10 protein-coding genes are annotated in these 14,625 nt (G+C 39.6%); 7 read left to right on the forward strand and 3 right to left on the reverse strand.

The window, feature by feature from the left end; genetic code table 11:
• Positions 1 to 52: 52 nt before the first annotated feature.
• Positions 53 to 634, reverse strand: coding sequence for a TetR/AcrR family transcriptional regulator (locus HNQ41_RS14395; RefSeq protein ID WP_184665138.1), 582 nt, complete (start codon positions 632 to 634; stop codon positions 53 to 55).
• Between the two features lie 167 nt (positions 635 to 801).
• On the reverse strand, positions 802 to 2,913 hold the full coding sequence (gene pulA / locus HNQ41_RS14400) for a type I pullulanase (protein ID WP_184665139.1): 2,112 nt from the start codon (positions 2,911 to 2,913) through the stop codon (positions 802 to 804).
• A 269-nt stretch (positions 2,914 to 3,182) separates the two neighbouring features.
• Here pulA and glgB point away from each other — a divergent pair, with 269 nt between their 5' ends.
• The 6 genes from glgB to HNQ41_RS14430 all read left to right on the forward strand — a co-directional run bounded on the left by glgB (position 3,183) and on the right by HNQ41_RS14430 (position 12,859).
• Positions 3,183 to 5,105 (forward strand): 1,4-alpha-glucan branching protein GlgB, encoded by a 1,923-nt coding sequence (gene glgB / locus HNQ41_RS14405; protein WP_343043376.1) that lies wholly within the window; start codon positions 3,183 to 3,185, stop codon positions 5,103 to 5,105.
• Positions 5,105 to 6,247 (forward strand): glucose-1-phosphate adenylyltransferase, encoded by a 1,143-nt coding sequence (locus HNQ41_RS14410; RefSeq protein WP_184665140.1) that lies wholly within the window; start codon positions 5,105 to 5,107, stop codon positions 6,245 to 6,247. The genes glgB and HNQ41_RS14410 overlap by 1 nt, the downstream gene beginning before the upstream one ends.
• Before the next feature lie 33 nt (positions 6,248 to 6,280).
• On the forward strand, positions 6,281 to 7,396 hold the full coding sequence (gene glgD, locus HNQ41_RS14415) for a glucose-1-phosphate adenylyltransferase subunit GlgD (RefSeq protein WP_184665141.1): 1,116 nt from the start codon (positions 6,281 to 6,283) through the stop codon (positions 7,394 to 7,396).
• 19 nt (positions 7,397 to 7,415) lie between these two features.
• Positions 7,416 to 8,858 (forward strand): glycogen synthase, encoded by a 1,443-nt coding sequence (locus HNQ41_RS14420; protein WP_184665142.1) that lies wholly within the window; start codon positions 7,416 to 7,418, stop codon positions 8,856 to 8,858.
• A gap of 13 nt (positions 8,859 to 8,871) precedes the next feature.
• Positions 8,872 to 11,301 carry a glycogen/starch/alpha-glucan phosphorylase gene (locus HNQ41_RS14425; protein WP_184665143.1) on the forward strand — a complete coding sequence of 810 codons (2,430 nt, stop codon included), beginning with the start codon at positions 8,872 to 8,874 and terminating at the stop codon, positions 11,299 to 11,301.
• Between the two features lie 271 nt (positions 11,302 to 11,572).
• On the forward strand, positions 11,573 to 12,859 hold the full coding sequence (locus tag HNQ41_RS14430; RefSeq protein WP_184665144.1) for an L-lactate MFS transporter: 1,287 nt from the start codon (positions 11,573 to 11,575) through the stop codon (positions 12,857 to 12,859).
• A 132-nt stretch (positions 12,860 to 12,991) separates the two neighbouring features.
• Here the strand turns inward: HNQ41_RS14430 and HNQ41_RS14435 are convergent, their stop codons facing one another.
• Entirely contained in the window at positions 12,992 to 14,284 is a 1,293-nt protein-coding gene (locus HNQ41_RS14435; RefSeq protein ID WP_184665145.1) for an MEDS domain-containing protein, read from the reverse strand.
• A gap of 205 nt (positions 14,285 to 14,489) precedes the next feature.
• Here HNQ41_RS14435 and HNQ41_RS14440 point away from each other — a divergent pair, with 205 nt between their 5' ends.
• Positions 14,490 to 14,621 carry a DUF4023 domain-containing protein gene (locus HNQ41_RS14440; RefSeq protein ID WP_184665146.1) on the forward strand — a complete coding sequence of 44 codons (132 nt, stop codon included), beginning with the start codon at positions 14,490 to 14,492 and terminating at the stop codon, positions 14,619 to 14,621.
• The last annotated feature ends 4 nt before the right edge of the window (positions 14,622 to 14,625 follow it).

Genomic DNA, 14,625 nt, shown 5'->3' on the forward strand with positions numbered 1-14,625 from the left:
TATGACCAATATAGTTTTTTGGTCACATCAAACGAAAAGAAAAGCTAACATTTTACATATTATTGTTAGCTAACCCTTCGATAAAATAAAGATTGATTAAACTGGCAATTTGCTCTTTAGGTAAAGACTCGTGACGCTCTTTCCAATCGTTCACGAGATTAATATACATTTTGAACATGAGAAAAGCAGTAATTTTCGGATCGCATTCTCTTAGTTCCCCTCGTTCAATCGCTAAAAGAATTCTCGATTCAATAAAATCACAGATTTCATTTTCTAAAGATTGAAGTGCCTCAACCGCTTCAGGAGTGCCAAACTCTTTAACTTCTTGAGAAAGTTTAATTGTGAGTTCTTGTTGTTCACGGAACTTTACGACTTCGTGCAATGCCTCATTAAAATTAGATACAAATGAATTCCCTGGTGTAATCGCATCAGTAGCTACTTGCCTCATTTCTGCGGCGAAGTTTTGGATAATTTCTTTTAATAATTCTTCCTTTGTAGAAAAATAATTGTAAATCGTTCCTTTTCCAACCTTAGCGATCTTTGCAATTTGGTCCATTGATGTTGCTTTATATCCAAAGTGCGCAAAAGATGTTGCTGCTGCATCGATAACGCTTTTCCGCTTATCACTGGTCAATTTGTTTCTCTCCTTCTAGTGACTAAAAAACCATTTTAGTCATATCGTTCTTTCAATAATCTATCACAACAATACAGCTAAGGCAAATCGTCATCAATTAATAGAAGCAATGCTTCAAAAAAGTGAGCCCTTTTTATTATCCAAGGCCCACTTTTTTTGTTACATACTCACACTTTCCGATCTTTGATACAAACGATATAAGTTAAGGGTGGGACCGATGTTAAGTCGCCTTGGATCTCATCAGGGATATTGTCGTCATTACTCGCCTGAACTTTCCAACGCCCAAAGCGGGAGAGTTCTACTTCTACTGGCTGGAACCCTGGATTCCACAAGCACGTGATGTCTTCGTTTTCTCCAACAAGCACAACGCCAAACACTGGGTCTGGCAATGAAAGCTCATGGATACGGGATTCTATGTCTTCACGTGAAGACATTCTAAATAATGGGTAGTTGTCTCGCAGTTTCAATAAGTCTCTCACCAAACAAATATCTTGGTCATAATGTTCCCTTTGCTTCCAATCTAGCGCATTGACCGCATCACCTGAGATGTAACTATTCGCGTCCCCGTTTTTCGTTCTGTACATTTCTTGGCCTGCATGTAAAAACGGAATGCCTTGACTTAAAATCGTAAAAGAAGTTGCTAGTTGGTGAATACGCCGCTTTTCTTCAGTGCCTTCTTCAGGATTCGACCGCTCTAATTTATCCCATAAGGTTAAATTATCATGGCATTCAATATAATTTACACTTTGAAGAGGGTCGTTAAAGTGTAAAATGCCAGGTGTCGGTTGAATCGACCCTGTAAATAAATGGTATATCGTTTCTTTGCCTGCGCCCTCTCCGTTAAAGTAACCACGCGCCGCTTCTTCAAAAGTAGACCCTTTTGTCGCATCGCGAAACAAATCGTTAAAAAACGCAATGCCTGGTAGTTTTTGAGCATGGAAACTCGTCGCTTGTTGCTTGGAATCTAGCGCTGTCGGCATATCCCAACCTTCACCTAGTAGAATCATTGGAAGGTTTTCCTCATCAGATCGTTTTTTTATTTGTTGCATCGTTTCAATATCTAAAATCCCCATTAAGTCAAAACGAAACCCATCTACTTTATAATGGCGCAACCAGTGATCGACTGTATCAAGAATAAACTTTCGAACCATTGGACGTTCACTAGCGATATCATTTCCACAACCTGTGCCGTTACTTAACTCACCGTTAGGACCGTAACGAAAATAATAACCTGGGACAGTCTTTTCAAACGATGACGTTTGCCAAATATAGACGTGATTAAAAACGACATCAACGATCACTGACAATCCTTCTCTATGAAAGGTATCGATCATTTCCTGACATTCAGTGACACGACTAATTGGGTCAGTTGGGTCGGTCGTATAACTTCCTTCTGGTGACTGGAAAAATAACGGATCATAACCCCAATTATAATTACTTTCGTGATCTAATTCGTCGACGCGCCCAAAGTCGTTGATCGGTAGCAGTTGGACATGAGTTACCCCTAATTCTGCAAAGTACGAAAGACCTGACGTATAACCATTTGGTGTCTTTGCATTCGTATCTGTAAGACCTAGAAATTTGCCGCGATTTCGGAAAACACCGCTATCAGCATTCGACGTTGCATCACGAACGTGAAGTTCGTAAATCACTGTATTTTCTCGACTGTTCACCGCCGCTTCAGCGCGTTTTTTATCACAAGGCGCTTTCGTTTGCGCAAAATCTATTACCACCCCCCGCTTACTGTTTGCGGTTAATGACGGAGTATATGGGTCAATGACCTCAACGGTTTCCCCATTCCTCGTTATTTCATAATGATACGGTTTCCCGTGGCAGTTGTATGGAACATTCACCCACCAAGTCCCGTTTTTCTTTTTATCAAGGGCGTAATCTGTATCACCGACGATCAAAACGACCTGCCTTGCTGTAGGTGCCCAAATGGAAAAGTGCGTTTCATTTCCTTTAGTCCAAACGCCGAGACGTTCATCAATGGCATAAAAGTGCTTCTCAAATTCTTCACTTCGGACAACTGCCCCGAAATACACAGGCAATTCCGTTTGATTGAAGGTTACGACAAGCTCACCGTGTAACGGAAATTCTTCTTCACCTCGAATCCAAACGTATTTTTCGTCTCTTTTCCATTCTGCTACTTCATACGTTTTCTTGTGATCAAAGATCTTGATTTCATTTTCAGCAAATGTATTTGCTAATGTTTCAATTTGATTCTCTTCGATTTTTATCCATTCTACAGATTCCATCCAAGCATTTGCATGTGTCATTGCATCCTCCTTGACGCTGTTTTCTGTTTCTATTTCATATCTTATTTTCTGTTTGCCAAAAGACGTCATTGAATTTTTAGACATTCTTTTTGAACATGCTTCATATCTTCTTTACAGGGTATTCATCGCACAATCAATGATCACCTTAAACTTTATATTTGCTAAGGCTTTTTTCGTCTAGATTGTTGTCATTTGAACTTTGTTCATGGCAACTAAACACGACAACCTTATAAAACAAAGTCTTGCAAAAAAGATAGGAGAGGGTTGATGTGAACACGACTTTGCAAACATTAACGGATGAAGACATTTATCTTTTTCACCAAGGGACGCACTACGAAAGCTATCAATTTTTAGGCGCTCACCCTGCAGCAGAAAATGGTGAAACGGGCTATCGTTTTACGGTTTGGGCTCCACACGCTAGTCGTGTGCAAGTAGTCGGAGATTTTAATGACTGGTGTGGAGATCACGATGAGATGAAGCGGATAAGTGAAAATGGACTTTGGTCTCTTTTCATCGCAAATCTTTCTGCGCACACGCGTTATAAATACGCAATTGAACATCCAAATAGAAGTTGGCAACTAAAAGCAGATCCATATGCTTCTCAAGCAGAAGTTCGACCCAATACCGCTTCCTTGACACCGCCATGTTCGCCATACATTTGGAATGACCATAAATGGCAAGAAAATAAAAAAGCAGACCAACCTTATTCAAGTCCTATCCTCATCTATGAAGTACATCTCGGCTCTTGGAAGAAAAAACAGGATGGTTCGCTTTTAACATACCGAGAACTTGCTGAAGAACTCATTCCATATGTAAAGCAATTAGGCTATACCCATATTGAATTGCTTCCAATCTGTGAACATCCCTTTGATTTGTCATGGGGTTATCAAATTACTGGCTACTACGCACCGACAAGCAGACACGGAAGTGCAGACGATTTTAAGTTTTTTGTAGATCAATGCCATCAACACGACATCGGCGTCATCCTCGATTGGGTGCCTGGGCACTTTTGCCGCGATGATCACGGTTTAAGAGAGTTCGATGGTGAGGCACTTTATGAATATAAAGATTTACGAAAAGCGGATAAGCCGACATGGGGAACGCTTAGCTTCGATTTTGGAAAGCCAGAAGTACAAAGCTTTCTCATTTCAAACGCGGTGTATTGGTTAAAGGAATATCACCTTGATGGCATACGGGTTGACGCTGTCGCTAGTATGATTTATTTAAATTTTGATCGTGATGAAAATGAAGAACGCCTTTTAAATACATTCGGTGGTGAGGAAAATTTAGAAGCACTTGCCTTTTTGAAGAAATTAAATGAAGTTGTTTTTGCCTATGAACCAGGTGTACTCATGATGGCCGAAGATAGTTCTGATTGGCCGAACGTAACCGCACCAACGGACATGGACGGGCTCGGTTTCAATTTCAAATGGGATATGGGTTGGATGAATGACATGCTTGATTATATGGAAAAAGATCCTGTTTTTCGAAAATATCATCATAATGCGCTCACGTTTTCGCATATGTATGCAGGAAGTGAAAATTTTGTGTTACCCCTCTCTCATGACGAGGTAGTACACGGAAAAAAATCTATGCTCGATAAAATGCCTGGTGATCAGTGGCAAAAGTTTGCGCAATGGCGGCTTTTATACGGCTACATGCTCACACATCCAGGGAAGAAATTACTTTTTATGGGTGGAGAACTTGCGCAATACGCGGAGTGGAAGGATCAAGAAGAGCTCGATTGGCATCTACTCGATTATCCTTTGCACCGAGGAATGTTTGATTATGTTAAGGAGATCAATCACTTTTACTTAAACCATCCTGAATTATTTGAAGGCGATCATGATACAAATGGCTTTCATTGGATCGATCCGGACAACAAAGATGCAAGTATCATCACATTCCGAAGGGTATCGCCAAAAACAAAGCGTGAACTTATTATTGTTTGTCATTTCACGCCTCTTGTTTTATATGCATATAAAGTGGGGGTTCCAAAATCAGGAACTTACAAACAAATCTTTAACTCAGACGCAGCAAAATTCGGCGGATCTGACCAAATAAGCGATGCGGAACATTTTACAATCCCTGAGCATTGGAACGGTTATGACCAACATATTGAAATCAAAGTTCCCCCGTTTGGTATCACCATTTTTGAACGTGTCGATGAAGACAAAGGAGGAAATGATTGATGAAAAAAGATTGTGTCGCCATGCTTCTAGCAGGTGGAAAAGGAACAAGATTAGGCCCATTGACAAAAAACTTAGCTAAGCCGGCGGTCCCATTTGGCGGCAAATATCGAATTATTGATTTTGCTCTCAGCAACTGCGCTAATTCACGGATTGAAACTGTTGGTGTCCTCACGCAATATTCACCAATGGTTTTAAATAAACATATCGGGGCTGGCAAGGCTTGGGACCTCGATCAACCATCAGGTGGACTGTTTATTTTATCACCATTTACAGCCAGCAACGGCGGACAGTGGTACGAAGGAACGGCTGATTCCGTTTATCAAAACATTCATTACATTGAACAATATGAACCTGAAAATGTACTGATCATTTCAGGAGATCACATTTACCACATGAACTATGAACTGTTACTAGAACACCATATAGAAAGCGGGGCTGACGCAACGATTTCCGTCATCGAAGTCCCTTGGGAAGAGGCTTCACGTTTTGGGATTTTGAATACGGACGAAGATCTATCGATTTATGAATTTGATGAAAAACCTGCTGCCCCCAAAAGTAACTTAGCATCTATGGGTATTTACGTTTTCAAATGGTCAGTGCTCAAACAATACCTGATCGATGATGCCGACACTGAACGATCGAGCCACGATTTCGGGAAAGACGTCATCCCTGCAATGCTCAATAACGACTGCTCGATGTATGCTTACCCTTTTCATGGTTATTGGAAAGATGTCGGGACAATCCAAAGTTACTGGGAAGCAAATATGGATCTATTAGAAGAAGACTTTTGCCTCTCCCTTCATAACAAAGAATGGCGTACGTATTCTAATGACTCAGATGACCCACCGCAATTTATTGCCGATACGGCGACAGTACGTAATGCCATTATCAACTCGGGGTGCTTTGTTAAGGGGACGGTGGAACGGTCAATCTTGTTTAGCCATGTAAAAGTCGGTACCGACAGTATTGTTCGAAACTCGATTATTCATCCGAATGTAACAATCGGAGAGAACGTAACCATCGATCGGGCCATTATTCAAGAAGGAACAACAATTCCAGACGGTACAGAGATTATTACATCTGCCAATGACGAACCACTTGTGATTGATCAGGAATCAATGTCAAACCTTGTCTTTAGCTAACACTACTTTATAAGAGGAGGATCATCAACAAATATGAAATCAAAACAAATGATGGGATTAATTAACCTAGAACACGAACGCGATGCCCTGCACGAATTGACATACTTTCGCTGCCCTGCTGCTGTTCCATTTTTCGGTCGTTACCGTTTGATTGATTTTGTCCTTTCTAATATGACGCGTTCAGGGATTCAAGAAGTGGCCATATTCGCCAACCATAAGTATCGCTCTTTAATGGACCATTTAGGTACAGGAAGCCATTGGGGGTTAGCAAGACGCCACGGTGGCCTCTTCATCTTTCCGCCTGATTGGAATGATCCGACTGACATCTCACGCGGAGATTTACGCCATTTTCACAATAATCGTGATTACTTTCATCGCTCTAAACCCGATTACGTCCTTATAAGCGGAAGTCAATTTATCGCAAATACCCAGTATAAAAAAGCCTTTGACAAACACCTAGAAACAGGAGCTGACGTTACCTTAATTACAACCGAAGCTTACCCTGAAACTGAAGGCGAGATCACAAGATTAAGACCAGAAACCGATGAGCAAGGGCGAGTGCATTCACTCACAAATGACCCTAATAACACGAACCTTTTTACTGACGTTTACATTCTTCATAAGGAACTACTTATCGATCTCGTAGACGAATGCATTGCCCAAGGAAAAGAACATTTTTTTAACGACGCCATTAAGGCAAAACTCGATCAACTTTATGTTCAGACATATCATTATCAAGGAATTTCTGCATTCATAGACTCTCTGGAGAGTTTTTACAAACAAAATATGAATTTATTAAGTGCATCCAAGTATGAGCAAATGTGTTTACACAGCAATCCTGTAAGTACAAAGAATAGTACTGAACCTCCAGCGAAATATGAGCCTACAGCAGATGTAAGTGGTTCAATTGTTGCTAATGGCTCTATCATCGCAGGAAAAATTGAAAATAGTATTATCTTTCGTGGTGTAAACGTAGCCCCTGATACACATATAAAAAACGCGATCATTATGCAAGGATGTAAAATTGAAAGCGGCGCAAAACTTGAAAATGTCATCCTCGATAAAGACGTCCATGTTTCAGCAAACCAACAGTTTATCGGTTCTTGGGATAAACCATACACCGTCGCAAAACGATCAGTACTCGTTTAAAACAGGAGGAGGAACACGCATGTACAACGTCTTATTTGTCGGATCGGAAGCCACTCCTTTTATTAAAACAGGGGGGCTTGCAGATGTCATCGGGTCCTTACCGAAAGCCATTAACGAAACGGGTGACGCCGAAGTCTCCGTCATCCTCCCTCTTTATCGAGACATCAAAGAAACATGGCGTAAAGACATGCAAACAATTGCTTCAGTGGAAGTGTCTCTTGGTTGGCGTCAGCATCAAGCCAATTTGCTTACTTACGTTTTCGAAGGCGTTCGCTTTTACTTTATTGAAAATGACTTCTATTTTGGGCGTGACGGCATCTATGGCTATATGGATGATGGGGAACGGTTTGTATTTTTTAATAAAGCCGTTCTCGAATGTCTTCCACACCTATATCAACAACCAGATGTTCTGCATGCTCATGACTGGCATGCAGCATTAAGTGTGGCACTTTTAAAAACGTTCCAATCAGCACCTTCAATTAAAACGGTGTTGACGATTCATAATTTAAAATTCCAAGGCAAGATGGAACACGATGCATTTTTTGACTTGATCAACCTTCCGCCTAAACATTTTAGCGGTTTTGAATGGGATGGCATGGTCAATTGTTTAAAAGCGGGTTTGTTTCATGCTGATCACATTACGACTGTAAGCCCTTCATACGCCGAAGAGATTAAGACATCATACTTTGGGGAAGGACTCGATCCTATTCTATTAGAACGAGCGAACGATTTAAGTGGGATTTTAAATGGGATTGACACGGAGAGCTACAATTCAGCTACAGATGATGCGCTATATACTCATTTTCAATACCATCCAACTTTGAAGCAAGCAAACAAGCGCTTTATTCAAGAGAAATTCGGTTTGCCTGTTCGAGATGATGTTCCACTTTATGCCGTAATCTCTCGATTAACCGAACAAAAAGGGTTTCACCTTCTCACCCGCGTTGCTTCAGAGTTTTTAGAACAAGATGTTCAACTCGTTGTCTTAGGAACTGGGGAATCTCGCTTTGAACATGATTTCACACAAATTGCTGAAGCAAATCCGACTAAAATGGTCACAAAGCTCATGTTTGATGAACAGGTTGCAAGACAACTTTATGCTGCTGCTGACTTTTTCATTATGCCTTCAAAGTTTGAGCCTTGTGGGCTCGCTCAACTTATCGCATTGCAATATAAAACAGCCCCAATCGTAAGAGAAACAGGTGGTCTAAAAGACACTGTCCAGCCTTTCAATGAGTATGACGGATCAGGAAATGGATTTTGTTTTTCAAATTATAACGCCCATGATTTATTAAATGTTCTTCGTTATTCATTTGATGTCTATCATGACTGCAACCGATTTTCTAAACTTTATGACAACCTAACGGGCCATTCATTCACCTGGTTTACTTCAGCAAAATCGTACGTTGACGTTTACAAATCTCTCTGTCGCGCCGAATCGTACGAACTTGTATTAGCATAAGGAGGAACGCCCGTTGAGAAACGACTTTGAAACTTTTTTTCAACTGACTAAAGAGAAGTTAGAAAATGAATGTCAGACGACCGTTGATGATTGCACCGCTAGCGATGTTTACTATGCTATTGCCTCAATTGTTAAAAATGACCTCATTGGTGATTGGTCAAAAACCGAAAATGAAACAAATAACAAATCTGCAAAAAAAGTTTGTTATTTATCAATGGAATTTTTGGTGGGGCGCCTTATAGAGAACAATCTCATTAATCGGGGCGTATTGAATATAGCGAAAGAAACGATTCAGGAACTCGGATTTGAACCAGAAGAAGTATTCATGCAAGAACCAGATGCTGCACTCGGTAATGGAGGGTTAGGTCGACTTGCTGCTTGCTTTCTCGACTCTCTTGCCTCCCTTCGTTATCCTGCTTGCGGTTATGGTATCCGCTACCGTTACGGCTTGTTTCAACAACGCATCATCCAAGGTGAGCAAATCGAGCTGCCTGATTACTGGCTTGAACAACGTTATCCATGGGAAGAGCGCAAGTTTGAAGAAGCGGTGTCCGTACACTTTGGAGGAACTGTGCGCACCTCCACGCACGAAGATGGCAAACTTCAATTTGATTATGAACATACCGATGAAGTCCTCGCCGTTCCTTATGACATTCCAATCACTGGTTTTGATAATGAATTTGTTAATACATTACGCCTTTATAGTGCAGAGACGCCTTCTCCATTAGGTGATCCAGTGACTTGCGAAGATGTTGCCTATTATCATGAGCTCGGCCACGAACATGACATTACGCAAATATCGGGCTACCTTTATCCAGATGATTCTTCATATGAAGGGAAACGATTAAGGTTAAAACAACAATACTTCCTTGTTTCGGCAAGTTTACAAAACATGCTTCGTTCCTTTAAAGAAAACAGCCAACGAACGCTTAATGAATTTCATGAGTCCTTCGCGATACAAATCAATGACACACACCCTAGCTTAGCCATTCCCGAATTGATGCGCTTACTCATGGACCAAGAAAGACTGTCTTGGGATGAGGCATGGAAGATTACGACACAAACCTTTGCTTATACGAATCATACAACGCTTCAAGAAGCTTTGGAAACATGGCCAAAAGAGATGCTCGAGTCATTGTTACCTCGGATTTACATGATTATCGATGAAATTAATGAACGTTTCTGTCAAAGCTTATGGTTTGACTATCCAGAACTACGCGAGAAAATTCCTGAACTAGCGATTATTGCAGATGATCAAGTAAAAATGGCTCACCTTGCACTTGTGGGAAGTTTCAGCGTTAATGGTGTCGCCCGACTACACACGAATATTTTAAAAGAACAAGAAATGAAAACATTCTACACGCTTTTTCCTGACCGTTTTAATAACAAAACAAATGGGATCACCCATAGGCGTTGGTTATTACAAATTAACCCTTCCTTAAGCTCTTTAATTACCGATGCGATTGGTCCCAAATGGATCCATGAACCACAAGCACTCATTCAATTACTACGTTACGCTAATGATGCGCCATTTCTCCAGCAAATGGATGAAGTAAAAAGAGAAAACAAACGTCTACTTAGCGAGTATATCTATCAAGAAACAGGCATGACTGTCGACGAAAATTCAATATTCGATGTTCATGTAAAACGACTACATGAATATAAGCGACAACTTTTAAATGTTTTCCACATTCTTCATTTATACAACGAACTAAAAGAAAATCCTCAGCTCGATGTTACACCACGAACGTTTATTTTTGGCGCAAAAGCAGCACCTAACTACTACTTAGCAAAAGAAATCATTAAGTTTATTAATGTTGTTGCCTCGATCATTAATAACGATCCAGACGTTCGGGACAAATTAAAGGTCATCTTTCTGGAAAATTATAATGTCAGTGTCGCTGAACGAATTATTCCGGCAACAGATCTTAGTGAGCAAATTTCAACAGCAGGAAAAGAAGCATCGGGTACTGGGAACATGAAGATGATGATGAACGGTGCGGTGACGATCGGGACACTTGACGGAGCTAATATTGAAATACGCGATCTTGTTGGTGATGAAAATATCTTTATTTTCGGTTTACGTGCCGAAGAAGTGCAAGCCTATCACAACAATGGAGGGTACATGGCGCGTGACCTTTACAATACGGACCCTCGCATTAAACGCATCCTCGACCAAATGCACAATGGAACGTTTGGAAGAGAAGAAAGAGCTTTTAAAGATTTATATTACAACCTTCTTTATCATAACGATCCATATTTCGTGCTGAAAGATTTCGATGCTTATATTGAAACCCATGAACTTGTCGAGCGAGCTTATCGCAACCGCGGTGAATGGACACAAATGAATGTTGCAAATATCGCTTACTCTGGAAAATTCTCTAGTGATCGAACAATCCAAGAATACGCATCGCAAATTTGGAAATTAAAACCTTTGCTGTAGTAGAACACTAAATCACAAAGATTTTTCGACATTTAATCGTATCAAAGATCATTCAAACAAAGACATCATATTTTAATAAGGTGATTAATAAGCTTGTTAGCTGCCTGTTAACAAGCTTATTTTCTAAATAACAGCTTCATTTTGATAACATATTATCTAAAAATTATGTATTTTTTTGACGGATTTAGCAGAACTGGTATACAACAAGGTAAATAGTATATATAATTTATAATATTACAAATATTCTAAAAGAGGGAGGAATTAAAAAAAGATGAAAACTAAGAAAAATAGGTGGTTGATTGCCCTTTCGGCTATTGCCATCCATCTATCGATCGGTGCCGGATATGCTTACAGTGTGTATACAAACCCTATCAGTGATGAAATGGGCTGGGCTGTTTCTCAAGTAACAATAGCCTTTACAATCATGATGGGGCTTGCTGGTTTCTCTGCTGCGTTTTTTGGATCATTTGTTGAAAAGCAAGGTCCGAGGCGATCCGCTTTGCTTGCTGCTGTATTGTTCAGTTTGGGACAATCTGGTTCTGGTTTAGCGATTGTTTTAGAATCCTTACCTTTATTCTTATTAACATACGGTTTACTGAGCGGACTTGGTTTAGGTATTGGTTATATTTCTCCTGTATCAACACTTGTTAAATGGTTTCCTAATAGGCGAGGGCTTGCAACTGGAATGGCTGTATTAGGATTTGGTATCGGTTCTCTTTTGACAGCGCCAGTTGCAGCACACCTTATAGGAGTCGTCGGAATCTCCTCAACGTTTTTTATTTTAGGAGCTAGTTACTTTATTTTAATGGTTAGCGGTGCGTCTTATATTGCGCCACCACCAAAGGATTGGGTACCTGAAGATACGAAGAACACGTCTAAAGATAGTAAAAAAGAAACAAGCAGCGACATCGTTCAACTAACAGCAAAAGAAGCTGTAAAAACAAAGCGCTTTTGGATGCTTTGGTCTATGATGCTTATCAACACAACTGCTGGTGTCATGATTATTTCTGTTGCCTCACCAATGGGACAAGAATTGGTCGGCTTAACAGCAGCAGGAGCAGCGACAATGGTCGGTATTATGGGTCTATTTAACGGTGGTGGTCGACTTGGCTGGGCAGCTATTTCTGACTACTTAGGTCGAACAACCATCTTTATGACTTTCTTTATCATTCAAGTCATTGCGTTTGCGTTTATGCCGTTTATTGCAAACGTTATCATATTTCAGTTGTTCATTTTCCTTATTGTTAGTTGTTACGGTGGTGGGTTCTCTAACTTGCCAGCAGCAGCTAGCGACTTGTTCGGAACAAAATCATTAGGTTCGATTCATGGTTATCTTTTAACAACTTGGTCTCTCGGTGGTATTTTTGGACCAATCATTGCATCGGAAATTCACTCAACAACAGGTAGTTACATTCCTGTATTTTATTTATTCGCCGGGTTAATGGCATTTGCCTTACTCATTTCTGTATTGCTTAAATTCGAATTTAAAAAGTTGCAAGCTGGAGAAAGCGACCAGGAAGGCTTACTTACAAAAGACTTAAAAAGTTCCAACGGCTAAAATGGTTTGATAGAACCGTTCACGTTGTTTCATACTTAGAGACACAAACACATCATCTATTTCATCATCTATTAAGTGATGAAACACCGAAAATGCCTAGCACGAAAATAAGTCGTGCTAGGCATTTTAATATTAGCAACAGAACGGAATTGTAACAGTAAATGTCGTACCGACCCCTTGCTCACTTTGTACCTCTATTGTTCCTTGAAAATCATCGACAAGCTTTTTCACCATAAAAAGTCCAATCCCTTGTCCACTTTGCTCTTGATTTATTTTTTCATATTTATTATAAAGCTTTTCTAACTGCTTCTGAGACATTCCTACTCCTTCATCCTCAACCTTTATAACCAATGATTCATCATCTGAATGTACGCTAAAGTAAACTGTATCTTCTTCTAAACTGTATTTAATGGCATTACTGAGTAAATTAGAAAGGATCATTTTAAAACCCATTGAGTTACTTAAAATCATTTCTTTACCATGAAGGCAAATATCCGTTTTCAATGCAATGTTTTGTGTTTGTGCCTTAATCATCATCGTTTCAACAACTTCATCGATGATCGGCTTTGCCATAATGAACTTTTTTTGCCATAGTGCATCTGTCGATAGCATTTGTTCTGTACTTATAATATGAGATATTTCATTATCAATCACGGCCGCATAGTTTTTAATTTGTTCTAACCTAAACCGACGATCCTCATCATCCTCTTGAAGTTCGAGGAGTTGTGCAAATGATTTAATCACGGTTAAAGGGTTACGTACTTCATGTGAAACAACATGAACAAAATCCAATTTTTGCTTGTAAAAATCCATCTCTGATTCTATCTTCATTTGCGCAGACAATGACGGGAATATCGTTGGATTGTGTTCGTTTGACGTCTTATATAAATTACTGCGCACAAGCTCATCATCTGTCATCAAATATTCATGACTCTTAGACATCTCCAACAAAATATTTGAAGGTACCTTTTCGCCATCATAAGCACACACCGTCGTAAAGCCTAACTCTGATACTGTAATGTCACAATTACATTCGTATGTATGAAGCTTATTGACGACGTGATCCTGATCTCTCCAATCAACATGTCCCCAAATTCGAATGATTCTATCTTTTTCTAAATAAGGTTCAATTGCTTTTTTTAAATTAGCTAAAACCCGGTCACAGTAGAATTCATCATTCATTCCATAAAATTCATAGGCATCTACATAATGAACATTGCTCGTATCAGTAGATCTTAATTTTTCCATGACCAACTCGAACCTTTTTTTATCATCAATAAAAATGACATGCTGTCCTTGTTCGATGCCTTTCAAAATATATGATGCCGCATTTTCTATATATCCTTCAAGGGAATTATAAAAATATAAGATATGAGAACCTGGATGAACCTTCAATGAACTTGTTAATGGCATTAATGTATTCATCATAACCTCCATGTTCCTACTAAAGTTGATGTACCTCGACCTTTTTTTGCCATTTTAACACTTGATTTTAAGGCTTTATACGCATTCGACAGAATCGGTGTGAAAGTTACAAAAACTTTAGGAATGTTAATGTTAACAGGGATACATGTACTGACCTCTAAATGGTTAAAGTAACAGTAAGGCTGTACACTGAGGAGGTTTTGAAATGGAAAATACACATGATTTTGTAGAAAATTTGCATAAAAGACAAGCAAAAGATGAAAAAAACAAAGAACGACAAGGCCATAAACATGCAAATCAAAAGTTACCTAATAAGCAACATAGCACAAATAAATAACCTT

This window comes from Texcoconibacillus texcoconensis, from assembly GCF_014202575.1.
In the GTDB taxonomy this organism is placed as follows: domain Bacteria; phylum Bacillota; class Bacilli; order Bacillales; family Salisediminibacteriaceae; genus Texcoconibacillus; species Texcoconibacillus texcoconensis.